General features: G+C 37.4%; 19 protein-coding genes. 13 read left to right on the top strand and 6 right to left on the bottom strand.

Going from position 1 to position 17,367, the window contains the following annotated elements:
- The first annotated feature begins 80 nt into the window (after positions 1–80).
- The 3 genes from Q0252_RS05785 (at position 81) to Q0252_RS05775 (ending at position 3,280) form a co-directional block, all read left to right on the top strand.
- Complete coding sequence (locus Q0252_RS05785) at positions 81–827, top strand: electron transfer flavoprotein subunit beta/FixA family protein (RefSeq protein ID WP_297984585.1); 747 nt, start codon at positions 81–83, stop codon at positions 825–827.
- Between the two features lie 61 nt (positions 828–888).
- A complete protein-coding gene (locus Q0252_RS05780; protein WP_297984584.1) occupies positions 889–1,836 on the top strand; it encodes an electron transfer flavoprotein subunit alpha/FixB family protein in 948 nt (315 codons plus the stop codon).
- Positions 1,837–2,209: 373 nt separating this feature from the next.
- On the top strand, positions 2,210–3,280 hold the full coding sequence (locus tag Q0252_RS05775; RefSeq protein WP_297984583.1) for a pseudouridine synthase: 1,071 nt from the start codon (positions 2,210–2,212) through the stop codon (positions 3,278–3,280).
- A gap of 234 nt (positions 3,281–3,514) precedes the next feature.
- Here Q0252_RS05775 and pncA read toward each other — a convergent pair whose 3' ends face one another.
- Positions 3,515–4,120, bottom strand: coding sequence for a bifunctional nicotinamidase/pyrazinamidase (gene pncA / locus Q0252_RS05770; RefSeq protein WP_297984582.1), 606 nt, complete (start codon positions 4,118–4,120; stop codon positions 3,515–3,517).
- Between the two features lie 126 nt (positions 4,121–4,246).
- Here pncA and Q0252_RS05765 point away from each other — a divergent pair, with 126 nt between their 5' ends.
- The 4 genes from Q0252_RS05765 to Q0252_RS05750 are packed head-to-tail and all read left to right on the top strand — an operon-like array spanning position 4,247 to position 6,207.
- Positions 4,247–4,786, top strand: coding sequence for a YfiT family bacillithiol transferase (locus tag Q0252_RS05765; RefSeq protein WP_297984581.1), 540 nt, complete (start codon positions 4,247–4,249; stop codon positions 4,784–4,786).
- A gap of 1 nt (position 4,787) precedes the next feature.
- Positions 4,788–5,243, top strand: coding sequence for a DUF1569 domain-containing protein (locus tag Q0252_RS05760; protein WP_297984580.1), 456 nt, complete (start codon positions 4,788–4,790; stop codon positions 5,241–5,243).
- Positions 5,240–5,614: a bacillithiol system redox-active protein YtxJ gene (gene ytxJ / locus Q0252_RS05755; RefSeq protein ID WP_297984579.1), complete on the top strand. Its 375-nt coding sequence runs from the start codon at positions 5,240–5,242 to the stop codon at positions 5,612–5,614. The genes Q0252_RS05760 and ytxJ overlap by 4 nt, the downstream gene beginning before the upstream one ends.
- A 2-nt stretch (positions 5,615–5,616) precedes the next feature.
- Positions 5,617–6,207 (top strand): Crp/Fnr family transcriptional regulator, encoded by a 591-nt coding sequence (locus tag Q0252_RS05750; RefSeq protein WP_297984578.1) that lies wholly within the window; start codon positions 5,617–5,619, stop codon positions 6,205–6,207.
- A 150-nt stretch (positions 6,208–6,357) separates the two neighbouring features.
- Here Q0252_RS05750 and Q0252_RS05745 read toward each other — a convergent pair whose 3' ends face one another.
- Positions 6,358–7,224, bottom strand: coding sequence for an RNA polymerase sigma factor RpoD/SigA (locus tag Q0252_RS05745; protein WP_297984577.1), 867 nt, complete (start codon positions 7,222–7,224; stop codon positions 6,358–6,360).
- 514 nt (positions 7,225–7,738) lie between these two features.
- Here Q0252_RS05745 and Q0252_RS05740 point away from each other — a divergent pair.
- The 6 genes from Q0252_RS05740 (at position 7,739) to Q0252_RS05715 (ending at position 14,544) form a co-directional block, all read left to right on the top strand.
- Positions 7,739–8,581 (top strand): CPBP family intramembrane glutamic endopeptidase, encoded by an 843-nt coding sequence (locus Q0252_RS05740; protein ID WP_297984576.1) that lies wholly within the window; start codon positions 7,739–7,741, stop codon positions 8,579–8,581.
- Positions 8,582–8,586: 5 nt separating this feature from the next.
- A complete protein-coding gene (locus Q0252_RS05735; protein ID WP_297984575.1) occupies positions 8,587–9,927 on the top strand; it encodes a M28 family metallopeptidase in 1,341 nt (446 codons plus the stop codon).
- A gap of 139 nt (positions 9,928–10,066) precedes the next feature.
- Positions 10,067–12,895, top strand: a complete 2,829-nt coding sequence (uvrA, locus tag Q0252_RS05730) for an excinuclease ABC subunit UvrA (RefSeq protein WP_297984574.1) — start codon at positions 10,067–10,069, stop codon at positions 12,893–12,895.
- A gap of 19 nt (positions 12,896–12,914) precedes the next feature.
- Positions 12,915–13,427: a DUF421 domain-containing protein gene (locus Q0252_RS05725; RefSeq protein ID WP_297984573.1), complete on the top strand. Its 513-nt coding sequence runs from the start codon at positions 12,915–12,917 to the stop codon at positions 13,425–13,427.
- 51 nt (positions 13,428–13,478) lie between these two features.
- Complete coding sequence (locus Q0252_RS05720) at positions 13,479–13,976, top strand: GNAT family N-acetyltransferase (protein WP_297984572.1); 498 nt, start codon at positions 13,479–13,481, stop codon at positions 13,974–13,976.
- Between the two features lie 124 nt (positions 13,977–14,100).
- Positions 14,101–14,544, top strand: coding sequence for a hypothetical protein (locus tag Q0252_RS05715; protein WP_297984571.1), 444 nt, complete (start codon positions 14,101–14,103; stop codon positions 14,542–14,544).
- 58 nt (positions 14,545–14,602) lie between these two features.
- Here the strand turns inward: Q0252_RS05715 and Q0252_RS05710 are convergent, their stop codons facing one another.
- From Q0252_RS05710 to Q0252_RS05695, 4 genes are all read right to left on the bottom strand, one after another.
- A complete protein-coding gene (locus Q0252_RS05710) occupies positions 14,603–14,854 on the bottom strand; it encodes a hypothetical protein (RefSeq protein WP_297984570.1) in 252 nt (83 codons plus the stop codon).
- 51 nt (positions 14,855–14,905) lie between these two features.
- Entirely contained in the window at positions 14,906–15,214 is a 309-nt protein-coding gene (locus Q0252_RS05705; RefSeq protein ID WP_297984569.1) for a co-chaperone YbbN, read from the bottom strand.
- An 85-nt stretch (positions 15,215–15,299) separates the two neighbouring features.
- Positions 15,300–15,932 carry a peroxiredoxin gene (locus tag Q0252_RS05700; protein ID WP_297984568.1) on the bottom strand — a complete coding sequence of 211 codons (633 nt, stop codon included), beginning with the start codon at positions 15,930–15,932 and terminating at the stop codon, positions 15,300–15,302.
- Between the two features lie 162 nt (positions 15,933–16,094).
- Positions 16,095–17,294, bottom strand: coding sequence for a pyridoxal phosphate-dependent aminotransferase (locus Q0252_RS05695; protein ID WP_297984567.1), 1,200 nt, complete (start codon positions 17,292–17,294; stop codon positions 16,095–16,097).
- Positions 17,295–17,367: the final 73 nt, after the last annotated feature.

Here is a 17,367-nt window from a genome sequence, read left to right as displayed (position 1 = left end):
AAAAATTTATGAAAATATTATGCATGCATAGTACTTTTATTTTTATCTTAGCGAAAATTAAAAAGAATAATTATTAAAACATGAAAATATTAGTTTGTATCAGTAGTGTTCCGGATACTACTTCCAAAATCAACTTTACAGCAGACAAGTCTGCTTTCGACAAAAACGGAATTCAGTGGGTTATTAATCCGTTGGACGAATTTGCTTTAACAAAAGCGATCAAGTTGCAGGAATCTCAGGGAGCAACCGTAACGGTATTGAACGTTGGAGGTGCAGAAACGGAGGCTGTTATCAGAAAAGCTTTGGCCATCGGAGCAAATGACGGAGTTAGAGTAAACGTTGAGCCGAAAGACAGTTTCCAAACTGCAAAAGAAATTGCTGCGATCGCGCAAAACGGAGGTTACGATTTAGTACTTTGTGGAAAAGAATCTATTGATTATAACGGAGGTTCAGTTCCGGGCATGTTGGCTCAGTTATTAAACCAGCCATTTGTAAACGCTGCTGTAGGTTTAGAAGTTAACGGTGCAGAAGCAACTGCTGTAAGAGAAATCGAAGGCGGTAAAGAAACCATTTCTGTAAAACTTCCTGCAGTTATTGCCGGACAAAAAGGCTTGGTAGACGAAAAAGAACTCATTATCCCAAACATGAGAGGAATTATGTCTGCAAGAACGAAACCTTTGCAGGTTGCAGAACCAACTTCTTCTGAAGTAAAAGTTCAGGGTGTTTCTTTCGATGCAGTTCCACCAAGAGCAGCAGTGAAATTGGTTTCTCCTGATAATTTGGACGAATTGGTAAGATTACTTCACGAAGAAGCAAAAGTAATCTAATTGTCATCCTGAGCGAAGTCGAAGGATTTTTAATTAAAACTAAAATTTAAAAAATCAAAAAATGGCAGTATTTGTTTACGCAGAAAATATAAACGGAGTATATAAGAAAGCAGCATTAGAAGCTGTTTCTTATGCAAAATCTATTGCAGACCAATTGGGAGATACCGTAACAGCAGTTTCAGTAAATCCTACAGATTCTTCAGACAATCTTTACAAATATGGAGCGTCTAAAGTCATCAATATTAAAGATGAAGGACTTAAAAACTTCAGCGCAAAAGCTTATGCACAGGCTGTAAATGAAGTTTCAGACGGAAACATCATTGTTTTCCCTCATACTACAGATGCATCTTCTATTGCACCAATGTTGGCAATTCAAAAGAATTTTTCATTAATCACCAATGCATTGGCTGCTCCGGAAAGCCTTTCTCCGTTCCAGGTAAAGAGAAGAGCGTTCTCCGGAAAAGGATTTATGCATGCAAAAGCAGAGGGAACAGGCGTTATCGTTACGGTTTCTCAAAACGCTTTCGGTATTAGGGAAAATGCGGTTGCAGGAACTGAAGAAGTAAAAGATTTGGCAGTTGCCAATGAAGATACCAAAGTTCTATCTCACGAGCAAAGTTCAGGGAAATTGGATTTGAAAGAAGCTGAAGTGGTAGTTTCTGCAGGTCGTGGTATGAAAGGTCCTGAAAATTGGGGAATGATTGAAGATTTGGCGAATACTTTGGGAGCGGCAACAGCTTGTTCGAAGCCGGTTTCAGATATCGGTTGGAGACCTCACACGGAGCACGTTGGACAAACCGGAAAGGCAATTTCTCCAAACCTGTATATTGCGGTTGGGATTTCGGGCGCAATTCAGCATTTGGCGGGAGTTAACTCTTCAAAAACCATTGTAGTAATCAATAACGATCCAGAAGCTCCTTTCTTCAAGTCCGCGGATTACGGGGTTGTAGGAGATGCGTTCCAGATTATTCCTGCATTGAACGAGAAAATCAAAGCACTGAGAGGATAATTTTTCCATCATAAAATTTCAAAGTCCGGACTTCCTGTTCGGACTTTTTTTGTGACTTTTTTGGGCGGACAATTGACTTCGTCGAATGACATCTTCTACTATTTTTATGGCGGTCATTTCCGGCTGTACGCTCATACTCCTCGTTTCGCCGCTCCGCTTCGCTCCGCGGCTTCACTGTGGGGTAACCGCTTCCATCCGGGCCGCAGTTCCGTCTTCAAAACAATAATTTGGCTTTTTAAAAACCACTTTTCACATCAGAACTTTTTTCTTTCCGCTTCATGCTCCAAACTTCCATCACCCTTCATCAAGCACCCAACATCCAACATCCATCGTTCCTCACAAAAAATCCCTATCTTTGCAAAAATTTCAGAACATGAGCCGAGATAAAAGCAGTAACGAGAGACCAAGAAGACCAAGAGTTTCCAAAACAGGAAGTTCGGGACCATCACGTGCTCCAAAATCTGAAACATCAAAACCCAAAACATCTTCAAAGCCGCCACGCGAACCAAGATTAATGTCCGAATCTGAGGCAAAATCTTTCGAAAAATCTTTCAGGAAACCTACTACAGGCAGAAAGACAGGAAGAAATTTCGATTCCCGCGAGAAGTACGAAAAAGGCGACCGTAAATTCGGTCCAAAAAAACCTTTCAACAAATTTGGAGATAAGGATGAAGACCGCGCAAAATCTTTCGTACAGCGTCGTAAGCTGAACAAAATCGATAAAGATTTACATAAAGACACCATCCGTCTTAATAAATACATTGCTAATTCCGGAATTTGCAGCAGGAGAGAAGCTGATGAACTAATCGAACAGGGATTGGTAACAGTCAACGGAAAAGTGGTGAACGAAATGGGTTACCAAGTTCAGAAAACTGATAAAGTAGTTTTCGACGGACAAAGCATCACTCCTGAAAAACCGGTTTATGTTTTATTGAACAAACCTAAAGGTTATATTTCCACAACAAAAGACGAAAAAGCAAGAAAAACGGTAATGGATTTAGTTGCCAACGCTTCTCCATACAGAGTTTTCCCAGTCGGGAGATTGGACCGTTCTACCACCGGAGTTATCTTGTTGACGAATGATGGACATTTAACCAAAAAATTAACGCATCCTTCCTTCAACATGAAGAAAATTTACCATGTTACTTTGGACAGAAAATTGGACAGAGCCGACATGAATTCAATTCTTGAAGGAATTCGTTTGGAAGAAGGTGTAGCAGAAGTGGACAGCATTTCATATATTGACGGTAAACCGAAAAACGAAATCGGTATCGAAATCCACATTGGTTGGAACCGCGTTATCAGAAGAATTTTCCAAAAATTGGGTTATGAAGTGGAAGCTTTGGACAGAGTAATGTTTGCAGGTTTAACCAAGAAAAACATCAAGCGTGGACATTGGAGAATCCTTACCGAATTGGAAGTTAACAACTTGAAAATGCTTTAGAAAAAATTGCATTGCACAGCATAATAAAAGAGTGGAAAATTTGGTTTTTCACTTTTTTTATTTTTAACTTTACTACAAGAAATTTGGGGATTATAAGAAAAGAGCAATCCGAAAACGAACAATGCAGAAAGTAGTTCTGCTTATTACAAACGAATTCTATATTTGAATTCATCCCTTGAAACGGGAATTAAAAGAGAAGTCCGACATTAATGAAAAATGCCGGACTTTTTTATTTTATCCTAAAACCGTAACGCCGTTTTCAACCATCTGATAAACCGCATCACGACCATTTTCAGGTTTTACGTTGACCGCTTTTGTTCCGTTGAAATGAAGACACGTAATATAACCGTTCTGAACAGCATCAAGACACGTAAATTTTACGCAGTAATCCATCGCCAAACCTGCAATTTCAACTAACTGAATATCATGATATTTTAAGAAATCGTCCAAATCAGTTTTAACAAAATGGTTATTGTCCTGAAATCCGCTGTAACTGTCAAACTCCGGATTTTTTCCTTTCTGAACGATGTGTGCACCTTCAGGAATTTTCAAATCTTTATGAAATTCAGCGCCAAAAGTTCCCTGTACACAATGGTCTGGCCACATAAATTGTGGAACTCCGTTTAAATTAATGGTGTCACCAACTTTTTTTCCATTCGTGGAAGCAAAACTTTTATGGTTTGCAGGATGCCAATCCTGAGTAAAAATGATCTGGTCGTATTCGTTTTGTTCAATCAGTTCGTTGATGTAAGGAATTACAGCATCTGCTCCCGGAACCGCCAAAGCGCCGCCTTCACAAAAATCATTCTGAACATCAACTACGATAAGTGCTTTTTTCATTTAAATAATAATTAAATTTAATATTTTGTAAATGGATACAAAATTTTTCAGGTAAATTTACGCATCAAAACTCAAAATTGCTGCCAAAGAAATTTTACAGCCAAAAAGTCAAACTTTACAATAAAAATGGACAATTTAGAACATAAAAAATATCCCATCGGGAAATTTGAGATTCCAAACAATATTTCAGACATTGATATTGATGACAACACTAAAATCTTGAAAAACTTTCCGTCAAAACTAAAAAATTTGGTAGAAGACTGGAACGATGAGCAACTGGATACACAATATAGAGAAGGTGGTTGGACAGTTCGTCAATTGGTCAACCATCTTTCGGACAGTCACATGAATTCTTACATTCGTTTCAAACTGGCTTTAACGGAAAATAATCCAACGATTAAACCTTATGACGAAGCAGCTTGGGCAGAACTTCAGGATAGCATAAATATGCCTATTGAACCGGCATTGCAAATTCTGAAAGGTTTGCATAAACGTTGGGTAAAAGAGCTAAAATCTTTAACCAACCGCGAGTTTGATGAAAGCACTTTCTTTCATCCTGAACAGAAAAAATCGATCACTTTGCGCGAAAGTTTGGCTTTTTACGCATGGCATTGCGACCATCATTACGCGCACATCGAAAACTTGAAAAAAGAGAAAGGCTGGTAAAATGAAAAGTCTTTTTAATCCAAAAGATTTTGAGGAAATTAAACGTAGGATTTCTTTGGTTTCTGAAAAATCTGAACCGACGTGGGGAAAGATGAATTCAGCGCAAATGTTTCGCCATTGCGATAAAATTTTGCAGGTAGGTTTAGGGAAAATTATTTTACCGAAAAGAAATTTCATCATCAAGACAATCGGAACCATCACAAAATGGGAAATGAAAATCTTCAACAACGGAATTCCACATAACATGCCTACTTTTAAGGAAGTAAAAGTCTCGGAAAACTGTAATTTTGAAAAAAGCAGAGCAGATTTACTGACCACTTTGGACGAATTTTTAGAAAGATCAGAAAAAGGAAACCTGCTTTCACATCACGAACTTTTCGGGAATATGACGAAATACGATTGGGGATTTTTAGAACACAAACATTTAAATCATCACTTAAAACAATTTGGGGTATGAGCTTTTTAGATAAAATTTTTGGAGGAAGCAGCGAAGAAAATTCGAAACCTGATTTCTGGAAAAACATTTCATCAGAAGCAGATCTGGAAACAGCTGTGAAAGAATCTTTCGGGAAAAAAGTGGTGCTTTTTAAGCATTCAACAAGATGTTTTATCAGCAAGACGGTGTTGAAAAATTTTGAAAGGGAAGTACAGAATTCAGATAAGGCTGTTTCATTTTACTTGCTGGACTTATTGGCTCACAGAAACATTTCAAACAAAATTGCGGACGATTTTGAAGTAGAACATCAAAGTCCACAAATGATTGTTCTGGAAAACGGAAAAGCCGTGAAAGACGCATCGCATCAAAGTATTTCGCTATCTTTGGTTTAGCTATGACGAATATTCATCATTATTTATCCGAGATTCTGGACATTCCTTTGGAAAGTGCAGCTCAATGTCAGTCGCATTACACCGAAAAGCAGGTGAAAAAAGGCGAATTTTTGCTGCAGGAAGGCGATGTTTGTCATCACACTTTTTTTGTAGAAAAAGGCTTGTTGAGAATGTATTCCATCGACAAAAACGGGAAAGAACACATCATTCAGTTTGCACCGGAAAAATGGTTAATAAGTGACCGTGGTTCTATGTTTTTCAGCGAAAAATCCAAATATTATATTGAAGCAGTGGAAGATTCAACCATTATGCTTTTGGAACCGGAATTTTTCCCGGAATTAAAATTGAATTTTCCCGGAACCATTATCAATAATGATTTGTTGCTTCAAAAACACATCCGAAATCTTCAAAATCGCGTGAATTCTTTACTCGCGGAAACAGCCGAAGAACGCTACATGAATTTCATCAAAATGTATCCGGATTTAATGCTGCGCGTTCCACAATGGATGGTCGCATCATATCTGGGAATTACGCCGGAAAGTTTAAGCCGCGTTAGAAAAGAACTGGCGAAGAAAAATTTCCAAGTGGGGTAAAAAGATTCTGCACAATCAGCGGGAGGAATGATTGCCACGTCATTCCACTGCGTTTCATTCCTCGCAATGACAAATCCGTTAAAATCTGTTCAGTCTGTGGAAAAATAAAAAAGCCGCGATAAATCGCGGCTCCTCAATATTTTCTGAAAATTATTTCCCAAGATAAGATTTCAAAATCTTGCTTCTTGTGTTATGCTTAAGTCTTTTGATTGCTTTTTCTTTAATCTGACGAACACGTTCTCTCGTCAAATCGAAAGTTTCACCAATTTCTTCCAAAGTCATGGGATGTTTACCGTTCAAACCGAAATACAGTCTTACCAAATCTGCTTCTCTTGGCGTTAAAGTTTGAAGTGCTCTTTCAATCTCGATTTGCAGAGATTCCAACATCAAATCTTTATCCGGACTTGGAGATTCACCCGAACGCAAAACGTCGTAAAGGTTAGAATCTTCACCTTCCACCAATGGAGCATCCATTGATAAGTGACGACCGGAATTTTTCATAGATTCCTTAATGTCTTCCTCGCTCATATCCAAAACTTCAGCCAATTCTTCCGGAGAAGGTGGTCTTTCGTTTTCCTGCTCCAGGTGAGCATAAGCTTTGTTGATTTTATTGATGGAACCAATTTTATTCAGTGGCAATCTTACAATTCTCGACTGTTCAGCAAGTGCCTGCAAAATACTTTGACGAATCCACCAAACGGCGTAAGAGATAAATTTGAAACCTCTTGTTTCGTCGTATCTTTTTGCAGCTTTCATCAAACCTAAGTTCCCTTCATTAATTAAATCCGGAAGAGAAAGTCCCTGATTTTGGTACTGTTTCGACACAGAAACCACGAAACGAAGGTTGGCTTTAATTAATTTTTCAAGAGCGGCTCTGTCTCCGGCTCTAATGCGCTGTGCCAATTCCACTTCTTCGTCGGCTGTAATTAGATCTACTTTACCAATTTCCTGAAGATACTTGTCTAATGATGCAGTTTCCCTGTTGGTTACCTGCTTTGTAATTTTAAGCTGTCTCATTCTAAAAATTCGCCCTGTTTTAGGGTTACAATTTATTATACGATGAATAATTACAAAAGGTTACACATTCTGCTTTTATTTTTAAATTAAATGATTTTTCTCTCATTAAATTCTCATTTTATCATTCTGAACAAAAAGTAAAAGTTTGCGAACGAAGTTCAGAAGTAGAGTGAAGAATCTGTTATTATTAAAAGATTCTTCCTACGTCAGAATGACAAATTTTATCCATATATTCTTTATTTTACCCCGATGTGCATTTAGAAAAAAAATAACTTTCTGATTAACAGAATTATAACGCAAAGGACGCTAAGGCATTTTAAAAAATACTTTAGAAGAGTTCGCAAAGTTAGCAATTGAAATTTTTTCTTTTGATTCTTAGTTTTGCTGAACGAAGTGCCTTTGCGACCTTAATATAATGATTTACAATAAGATAAATTCTTTGCAAACTTTGCGTTAATATTTAATCTTAAATGCACAAAAGGTTTTATTTTATACATTTAAATAAAATTTAAAAATGAAACTCTTTCTCAGAATCTTTTTATATATCATCGGTTTCTTTATTTGCTTCGGATTAGGGCAATCGCTTGGAGCTTTGATTAGTGGTTTGTCTTATAAAGAAATGATGGCAAAATCGTTTGACAGCAATCCCTTTCAAATGATGTGGATGGAAATTTTTGGGGCTGCTTTCACACTGCTTTTAACCTGGCTTTTTCTGAGCTTTGATAGAGAAAAACTGAACAGTTTAGGCTTTAGTTTTAATCCAAATCAATGGTTGCAGGGTTTTGTTTTGGGCGGAATTTTTATCTGGCTGTTTTTTGTTCTACTTTTATTTTTGAATCAGATTGAATTGAAAGATGATTTAGTTTTTAATTCAGATTTTATTTATATTTCAATTGCACTTTTCTTCGCAGCTTTTATCGAAGAAATCGTCTTCCGTGGGTACATCATGACCAAATTCTTTCAGAAAACTACTGAAATTAAAGCATTGTTATTTTCTTCCTTCATATTCGCAGCATTTCACTTAATGAATCCCAATCTAAGTGTTATTGCCATTCTCGAAATATTTTTCGCAGGAATTATTATTGGTTATGCTTATTTAAAAACAAAAAACATTTGGTTCGTTACCTGTCTTCATTGGGGTTGGAACTGGCTTCAAACCATGGTTGGCTACAATGTTTCGGGCCAAGATTTTTATTCGGTTCTGAATTTTTCTCATCTCGAACAGAATGTTTGGACGGGAGGAAATTTTGGTTTTGAAGGTTCTATTCTTTCAGTCATTTCAATGATTTTAATGTATGGAATTTTAGCCACGATGAAAACCAAGAAATTGACTAATTTTAATGATTCAAACTACTAAAAAAAATGAAAAAGCTTTGCGTCCTTTTATTATTTCCAACTTTACTTTTCGCTCAAACTAAAACTGATAACGATGCGGAAATCCGTCAATACGTTTCGCAAGTCAATGCAGATTCTTTAAAATCTCACATTACAAAACTGGTTTCTTTCGGAACACGACATACATTGAGCTCAACAACCGATAAAAAGCGGGGAATTGGTGCAGCAAGAAATTGGGTTTTAAAAAAATTCAGAGATTATTCTAAAAATTCGGGTGGAAGAATGGAAGTTTTTCTACAAAATCAAGACATTCAACCCGATGGAAAACGCGTTGACAAAGCCATTAATCTTGGAAATTCTGTTGCTATTTTAAAAGGAACAAATCCAGAAGACAAAAGAGTGTTTATTATTGGCGGTCATTTGGATTCCCGTGTTTCTGATGTAATGAATTCCACTGCAATTGCACCCGGCGCAAACGACGATGGAAGTGGAGTTGCTGCTGTTATTGAAGGTGCTAGAGTTTTAAGCAAATCCAAATTTCCAGCGACGATTATTTTTGTAGCATTTTCCGGTGAAGAACAGTCGCTTCTTGGTTCGAAAATGATGGCCGAAAAATACAAAGCGGAAAACTGGCAAATTGAAGGCGTCTTAAATAACGACATGATTGGAAATACCAAAGCCGGAGAAACGGGAGAAATTAACGATAAAGTTCTTCGTGTTTTCTCCGAAGGTTTACCTCAATTTGAACTCGATAATAGAGCACAAGCGGTCAGAAATCTAGGTTTGGAAAACGATGGAGATTCCCGACAGTTGGCTCGATACATCAAAGAAACCGGAGAAAATTATGTGAAAAATATTGAAGTGAAACTCATTTACAGAAACGACCGTTTTCTTCGTGGTGGCGACCATACTTCATTTGTAAATGCAGGATTCCCAGCTGTTCGCTTAACCGAGTATTTTGAAAATTACGACCATCAACATCAGGATTTAAGAACTGAAAACGGCAAAATGTTCGGAGACTTAATCGAGTTTATGGATTTTGAATATTTAAGAAAAAACACTGCCATTAACGTTGCCACTCTTGCCAATCTCGCCAAAGCGCCATCTAAACCCGAAAATGTAAAAATGGATGTGAAAAATTTAACGAACACCACCACGTTGAGTTGGGAACAACCAAAATTCGGAAAAGTTCAGGGGTATCATATTTTGGTCCGAGAAACAGATTCTTCCGTTTGGCAAAAGAAAATTTTCACCAAAGATGTACAGATGAAACTGCCATTTTCTAAGGATAATTACTTCTTCGCTGTGCAAAGTGTAAATGAAACCGGCAATGTAAGTTTGCCTGTAATTCCTGCGGTTTCAAGATAGTATTTTAATGTAATTTCGTTCAGAAGTTATGTAACTTTTCTTCTTAAAATTCCGTATTTTTGCAAGATTCTGAATTTCACTTTGTCAAAGTTTTACCTCTTTGACAAAGTTTGATTTTCGGATGAATTTTAAAGTGAAAATGAAAGAAGAAAAAGAATATATCGAAGTTTACGGTGCCCGTGAACACAACCTCAAGAACATCGACGTTAAAATTCCGCGCAACGAACTCGTGGTCATAACCGGACTTTCAGGTTCGGGAAAATCTTCACTGGCTTTTGATACCATTTTTGCGGAAGGACAAAGGCGTTATATCGAAACGTTTTCTGCCTATGCGAGACAGTTTTTGGGCGGTTTGGAAAGACCGGATGTCGATAAAATTGAAGGACTTTCTCCCGTAATTGCAATTGAGCAAAAAACAACGAACAAAAATCCACGTTCTACCGTTGGAACTGTGACGGAATTGTACGATTTTTTGCGTTTGCTTTTCGCCAGAGTTTCCGATGCTTATTCTTTGACTTCGGGAAAAAAATTGGTGAGTTACACCGAAGAACAAATTCTGGAAACCATCAAAGAAAATTACAAAGGCGAAAAAATTATGCTGTTGGCGCCGGTTGTTCGTTCCCGAAAAGGACATTATCATGAACTGTTCGTGCAAATGGCGAAAAAAGGTTATGGACAGGCAAGAATTGATGGTGAACTTCAGGATATTGAATACGATTTAAAACTCGACCGATACAAAACCCACGATATTGATATTGTGATTGACCGTTGGATTATCGGCGAATCCGCCACAGAAAATCGCATGGAAAAATCGCTGCGAACCGCGATGGAAATGGGAGAAGGAATTATCGGAATTCAAAAACTCGGAAGCGACAATATTGAATATTTTTCAAAAAATCTCATGGACGACGATACCGGTGCTTCTTTAGCTTTGCCGGAACCGAACACGTTTTCCTTCAATTCTCCAAAAGGAAGTTGCCCGAACTGTAAAGGTTTGGGAACCATTAAAAAAGTTAATACCAATTATTTTGTAGAAAACCCGAAACTTTCGGTCAATCAGGGTGGTTTGTTGCCTTTAGAAGATATTAAATCCAACAAATGGATTTTGGCGCAGATTAAAAATATTCTTGAAATCTTCGATAAAGATTTGTCAACGCCTTTCAAAGATATTCCGAAGGAAGCGTTAGAACTAATGTATTTTGGTGCTCAGAAGGAAATCAGCAAAGAACTGAAACACGCCGGAATTTCAAAGAAAATTAAAGTCAATTTTGAAGGGCTTGTTCCGATTATTGAAGAGGTGATTGAGGACAAGGAAAGTTACGACGCCATTTTGCTCGAAAGACATTTCACGACCGAGGAAACCTGTCCGGAATGTAAAGGAACGCGTTTACAACCTTCAAGTTTGAGCTTCAAAATTGACGGAAAAAATATCGCGGAAATCAATGCGTTGAGTTTGGCAGATTTGAAAGATTGGCTTCGTGATGTAAAAGATAAATTTTCCGAAAAAAATAAAATCATCGCCAACGAAATTCTGAAAGAAATTGAAACAAGACTTCAATTTTTATTGGATGTTGGTTTAGATTATTTGAGTTTAAGCCGAAGTTCAAAAACACTTTCTGGTGGCGAATCACAAAGAATTCGTTTGGCTACGCAAATCGGTTCGCAACTCGTAAATGTACTTTATATTTTGGATGAACCATCAATCGGACTTCACCAACGTGACAACGAAAGACTCATCAATTCACTGAAAAATCTTCGTGATATCGGAAATTCAGTTTTGGTTGTGGAACACGATAAAGACATGATTCTGGAAGCAGACGAAGTTCTGGACATTGGCCCAAGAGCTGGAAAACATGGTGGCCAAATTTTGTGGCAGGGAAAACCGAAAGACATTCTGAAGGCCAAAACTATTACCGCAGATTATATTTCAGGAAAAAGAAAAATTGAAATTCCTGCAGAAAGACGAAAAGGAAACGGAAAATCCATCGTTCTAAAAGGTGCTTCAGGAAATAATTTGAAAAACGTCAATCTTGAAGTTCCACTTGGAAAACTGGTGGTTGTAACCGGAATTTCAGGCAGTGGAAAATCTTCGTTGATTAACGGTACTTTGTATCCAATTTTAAACCGACATTTTTACCGCGCAGTTCAGGAACCGTTGCCTTACAAAAAAGTGGATGGTTTAGACAATATAGATAAAATTGTGGATGTGGACCAAACTCCGATTGGTAGAACTCCCCGTTCCAATCCCGCAACCTACACCGGAATGTTTACCGATATCCGTAATCTTTTTGCAGAACTTCCCGAATCAAAAATTCGTGGTTACAAAGCAGGAAGATTTTCTTTCAATGTGAAAGGCGGACGTTGTGAAACTTGTCAAGGGGGCGGTTTGAAAGTCATTGAAATGAATTTCCTTCCCGATGTTTATGTGCATTGCGAAACCTGCAACGGAAAGCGCTTCAACCGAGAAACTTTGGAAGTGCGTTACAAGGGAAAATCGATTTCTGATGTTTTAGAAATGACCATTGATGAAGCCGTAGATTTCTTCGCACCAATTCCGAAAATTTTCAACAAAGTAAAAACTTTACAAGATGTTGGTTTGGGTTACATCACGCTTGGACAACAGTCTACAACGTTGAGTGGAGGAGAAGCGCAACGTATTAAACTCGCAACAGAGCTTTCCAAAAGGCAAACAGGAAATACTTTGTATATTTTGGATGAACCAACAACAGGACTGCATTTTGAGGACGTAAAAGTTTTGATGGACGCGATTAATAAACTCGTTGAACTTGGAAACTCTTTCATTATCATCGAACACAATATGGATGTTATTAAACTCGCTGATTACATTATCGACATCGGTCCGGAAGGCGGAAAACACGGCGGAATGATTGTGGCAGAAGGAACTCCAGAAGAAATTGTGAAAAGTAAAAAATCGTTGACTGGGAAGTTTTTGAAGAAAGAATTATAGTTTTCTTTAATTTTATAAAATGAATTCACTTCTCGATGTTGTCCTGCGTTCTTTATGCGTTTACCTTTTCATGATTTTCGCTATTCGTTTGTTTGGAAAAAACGAGCTTTCCCAATTAAATGCAGGCGATGTAATTTTGCTTTTACTGATTTCGAATGCCGTTCAAAACGCAATGGTAGGTTCGGATACTTCTCTTGAAGGCGGTTTAGTTGCTGCTTTGGTTCTGTTTTTGGCCAATTTTGTCCTGAAGAAATTTTTGTTCAAAAACAAACAGATCCGACATTTTTTGGAATCGGAGCCGAAAGTTTTAATTCGCGACGGCATTGTAAATAAAGAAAATATGAAATCCGAAGATATTTCTCATGCAGAATTGGAAGAAGCTGTTCGTGAACACGGCGTTGAAAAAATTACAGACGTTCGTTTAGCCATGCTGGAAGTGGACGGAAATATCAGCGTGATTTCTTTCGAAAACTCACAAACGAGCTTTTCCAGACACCACCGAAAATTTCCCAGAAAATCTCACCGAATTTAGTTTCAACAATATCAAATCAAACATCTTCAAGCGACTCAAACAAAAAAAATTATGAACTACGAAATGCGCGAAATGCTTCCCCAGGATGGAGCAAGAGTTTTAGAAATTTTTAAGCAGGGCTTGGAAGGCGGAAACGCAACTTTCGACAATGCCGTTCCAACATGGGAAGTTTGGGATACTAAGTTTCATAAAGTTTGCCGCTGGGTTTTGGAAGATGAAAACGAAAAAATTGTAGGTTGGGCTGCGTTACAACCAATTAGTGCAAGAGACTGTTATAAAGGTGTTGCCGAAGAAAGCATTTATCTGGATAACGAAGTTCAGGGAAAAGGTTTGGGAACATTATTGCTCAGAAAATTAATTTTGGATAGCGAGGACCATGGTTTTTGGACTTTGCAGGCCGGAATTTTTCCAGAAAATCAGGGAAGTATTGCGCTTCATCAAAAACTGGGATTCAGAATTGTTGGAAATCGTGAAAAAATTGGGCAAATGAACGGTATTTGGCGTAATGTAACCCTCATGGAAAGAAGGAGTAAACTAGTCGGAAATTGATTTTTTTAAATTTAAATATTAAAGTTTGGCACTAAGATTGAAAGTTTGACGTTAATCTTTTAAATTATAGTGTAAAACGAAAAATCTATTTAAAATACTTACAGTAGCTTCACTAGGATTGGTGATGGTTGCTTGTGGTTCTGCAGATCCTTATTACGGTAACCGTTATCCAAACGGAAGTTACCCAACCAAGAACGGTACAGTGTACAGAGCTCCGGATGGAACTGTTTACGGAAGAAATGATGTGTACAGAGACAGAAACGGAAATGTTTACCAAAACGGTAGAGTAGTTCGTACCGGTGATGTTTACGGAAGGCCGGGAATTCTACAAAGAGGTGGAAACTATCCGGTTTACGGACAAAACCAAAGAAATCTTCCTCCGGGACAGGCGAAAAAGGTTTATGGTGGAAGCGCCAAAGATTACGCTCCTGGACAGGTTAAGAAAAGAAACGGTTATTACAACAATGACAGAAGATGGAATGATGACGACCGTTGGGAAGATGGAAAAAGCCAGGGTAATAAGCAGTACAAAAAGTACAAAAATAAAGGAAAAGGAAAGCATAAATAATCTTTCCATAAAAAAAGCGGGAAATGTTTCCCGCTTTTATTTTTTTATAAAATAAAGTTTAGGCCTTGTCGATGCTGCCTAAAACTTTCTGCGCAAATGCATTCAGCGCATCTTTTTCAGCCATACCGTTTTTTACGTTGTTGTGAACTTCCAAAGCTCCGCAAATATCAGTAATCATTTCACCTACAACATTCATATCTTCATCGGTAGTTCCTCTGAATTCCGAAAAAGATTCTAGAACTTCCAAAGTTTTTTCCAGATTTTCGGGAGTTTGAGTTTGATAAAACTGTCTTATAATTGGGATTTTCATCTTTTTAAAATTTAAAAAATAAGCCTTCCATTGCTGGAAGGCTTTGGGTTGTTATTTCAATTCATTAAATAAATTGTTCAAACTTTCAGCCTGATTGCTCTGAACCTGATTCACAAGTTCGCCGTTTTTGAAAATCGCAAACGTAGGTAAATTATCTACTGTTGCTAATTTTCTGCTTTCAGGAAGTTTTTCTGCATCTACGTAGTAGAACGGAATATCTTCGTTTTCTGAAGCCAGTTTTTTGAATTTAGGCTTCATAATCCTGCAGTTCCCGCACCAAGACGCGCCGTATTGAACTACTACTTTTTCATTTTCCGCCACAATTTGCTGCAGCGTATCTTCTGCTAATTCTGTATACATAATCAGTTTAGAGTTTAATAGTTTAAGGTTCAAATTCTGAAGAAGTTATTAACTCAAAACTCAGAACTCAAAACCCTGAATTTTATTAGTGTTTCGCTAAATATTCCGCTGTAGATTTTCTGTCTGCGTTCATGGCATCTTTACCTTCTTCCCAATTTGCAGGACAAACTTCACCGTGTTTTTGCACGTGAGAATAAGCATCAATTAATCTTAAGAATTCTTTAACGTTTCTACCTAAAGGCATATCGTTTACCGCTTCGTGGAAAATTTTACCTGTTTCGTCAACCAAATAAGTTGCTCTGTAAGTTACGTTCGAACCTGTGAAAGATTCGTTTCCTTCCTCATCATATTCGAAATCCTGGTCTACAATTCCTAAAAGATTAGCCAATTGTCTGTGTGTATCTGCAAGAATTGGGTAGGTAACACCTTCAATTCCTCCGTTATCTTTTGCAGTATTTAGCCATGCAAAGTGTACTTCGTTGGTATCGCAAGAAGCGCCAATTACTTTTGTATTTCTTTTTTCAAATTCTCCTAAAGCTTCCTGAAAAGCATGAAGTTCAGTTGGGCAAACAAAAGTGAAATCTTTTGGATACCAAAACAACAATACTTTTTGTTGGTTGTTTACTGCTTCTTCATAAACATTGATTCTCAAATCGTCTCCCATTTCGCTCATCGCATCGATTGTTACGTTAGGGAACTTTCTTCCTACTAAAGACATAATATTTTTGTTTTTAAATTAATTTTCTAACGCAAATTTACGTAAGATTCGTCTATTAAAAAATTAAAATTAATTTATAATATCTATTAACTTGATTTTAACGATTCACAAATTTTATAATGTTGAACCACGAAAAAGTCCGGAAAAACTGGACTTGAATTTTTAAACAACTTCAGCGTTATCAAGACATTCCTTAATTCGTTTCATCGCTTCCCGAAGTTCTTCTTCCGAAGCGGCGTAAGAAAACCTTATACATTCCGGACTGCCAAAAGAAACACCTCCAACAGAACCAACATGTGCATTATCTAAAAGGAACATGGCAAAGTCATCTGAATCATTAATATGAGTTCCGTTCACAATTTTTCCAACATAATATGAAATATCAGGATAAAAGTAGAAAGCAGATTTAGGAAGTAAAACTTTAAAACCTCTGATTTCTTTCATTAAATCATACACAATATCTCGCCTCTTCTTGAATTCGTCAATCATATAACGGTATTCACTCGGGTCTGTATTTAAAGCAGTAATTGCAGCGCGTTGTGCAACGGTATTTGGACCACTCGTCATTTGTCCCTGAATTTTATCACAGGCTTTTGCCAACCATTCCGGACAGGCAGAATAACCAATTCTCCAACCTGTCATTGCGTAAGCTTTCGACATTCCGTTTACAACTGCAACTTGCTCATACACTTCGGGAAACATCGCCAAAGATTTGTGCGAAGTTTCGTAATTGATAAACTCATAAATTTCATCGGAAATTACCGTAACGTGCGGATTTTTTGCAATGACTGCAGCAATGGATTTCAACTCATCATAGGTATAATAACTTCCGGAAGGATTACAAGGCGAACTGTAAAGCAAAACTTTTGTTTTCGGCGTTATCGCTTCGTGAAGCTGTTCTGCGGTGATTTTAAAATCGTTTACGTAAGAAGTCTTAATGAAGACAGAATTTCCGCCCATCATTTTCACCATTTCATCATAACTTACCCAATATGGAACCGGCAGAATTACTTCGTCACCATCATTCACCAATGACGCTAAAATATTAATGATAGACTGTTTCGCACCGTTGGAAACACAAATTTGTGTTGGTTTATAATCTAATCCGTTATCTCTTTTAAGTTTGTTGGCAACTGCTTGTCGAAGATCCAGGAAACCGGGAACAGGAGAGTAGTGGCTGTAATTTTGATTAATCGCATCAAAAGCGGCCTGTTTTATATTGTCGGGAACATCAAAATCCGGTTCTCCAAGTGTTAAGCTAATTACATCAATACCAGAAGCTTTCATTTCCCTTACTTTGTTGCTCATTACGAAAGTTTGGGAGTAACTGAGTCTTTTTACTCGGTCTGAAAATTTGTCCATGAAAATTTGTTTGAGTTTTTAACAAATATATAGAAGTATTCATTGTAAAAAAAATGAATTGTTTCTTTAATTT

Origin of the sequence: uncultured Chryseobacterium sp. (genome assembly GCF_936933875.1) — a bacterium.
GTDB lineage: Bacteria > Bacteroidota > Bacteroidia > Flavobacteriales > Weeksellaceae > CAKZIK01.
The sequence above is the reverse complement of the archived record's forward strand: the minus strand, read 5'-3'. Positions and strand labels throughout refer to the sequence as shown.

Excerpts from the sequence above, each read along its gene's own strand:
- Q0252_RS05750 (WP_297984578.1), top strand. The coding sequence starts at position 5,617 with ATGACGAATATTCATCATTATTTATCCGAGATTCTGGACATTCCTTTG.
- uvrA (WP_297984574.1), top strand. The coding sequence starts at position 10,067 with ATGAAAGAAGAAAAAGAATATATCGAAGTTTACGGTGCCCGTGAACAC.
- Q0252_RS05695 (WP_297984567.1), bottom strand. The coding sequence starts at position 17,294 with ATGGACAAATTTTCAGACCGAGTAAAAAGACTCAGTTACTCCCAAACT.
- Q0252_RS05780 (WP_297984584.1), top strand. The coding sequence starts at position 889 with ATGGCAGTATTTGTTTACGCAGAAAATATAAACGGAGTATATAAGAAA.
- ytxJ (WP_297984579.1), top strand. The coding sequence starts at position 5,240 with ATGAGCTTTTTAGATAAAATTTTTGGAGGAAGCAGCGAAGAAAATTCG.
- Q0252_RS05715 (WP_297984571.1), top strand. The coding sequence starts at position 14,101 with ATGGTTGCTTGTGGTTCTGCAGATCCTTATTACGGTAACCGTTATCCA.
- Q0252_RS05735 (WP_297984575.1), top strand. The coding sequence starts at position 8,587 with ATGAAAAAGCTTTGCGTCCTTTTATTATTTCCAACTTTACTTTTCGCT.
- Q0252_RS05740 (WP_297984576.1), top strand. The coding sequence starts at position 7,739 with ATGAAACTCTTTCTCAGAATCTTTTTATATATCATCGGTTTCTTTATT.
- Q0252_RS05725 (WP_297984573.1), top strand. The coding sequence starts at position 12,915 with ATGAATTCACTTCTCGATGTTGTCCTGCGTTCTTTATGCGTTTACCTT.
- Q0252_RS05785 (WP_297984585.1), top strand. The coding sequence starts at position 81 with ATGAAAATATTAGTTTGTATCAGTAGTGTTCCGGATACTACTTCCAAA.
- Q0252_RS05775 (WP_297984583.1), top strand. The coding sequence starts at position 2,210 with ATGAGCCGAGATAAAAGCAGTAACGAGAGACCAAGAAGACCAAGAGTT.
- Q0252_RS05745 (WP_297984577.1), bottom strand. The coding sequence starts at position 7,224 with ATGAGACAGCTTAAAATTACAAAGCAGGTAACCAACAGGGAAACTGCA.
- Q0252_RS05710 (WP_297984570.1), bottom strand. The coding sequence starts at position 14,854 with ATGAAAATCCCAATTATAAGACAGTTTTATCAAACTCAAACTCCCGAA.
- Q0252_RS05720 (WP_297984572.1), top strand. The coding sequence starts at position 13,479 with ATGAACTACGAAATGCGCGAAATGCTTCCCCAGGATGGAGCAAGAGTT.
- Q0252_RS05705 (WP_297984569.1), bottom strand. The coding sequence starts at position 15,214 with ATGTATACAGAATTAGCAGAAGATACGCTGCAGCAAATTGTGGCGGAA.
- Q0252_RS05700 (WP_297984568.1), bottom strand. The coding sequence starts at position 15,932 with ATGTCTTTAGTAGGAAGAAAGTTCCCTAACGTAACAATCGATGCGATG.
- Q0252_RS05765 (WP_297984581.1), top strand. The coding sequence starts at position 4,247 with ATGGACAATTTAGAACATAAAAAATATCCCATCGGGAAATTTGAGATT.
- pncA (WP_297984582.1), bottom strand. The coding sequence starts at position 4,120 with ATGAAAAAAGCACTTATCGTAGTTGATGTTCAGAATGATTTTTGTGAA.
- Q0252_RS05760 (WP_297984580.1), top strand. The coding sequence starts at position 4,788 with ATGAAAAGTCTTTTTAATCCAAAAGATTTTGAGGAAATTAAACGTAGG.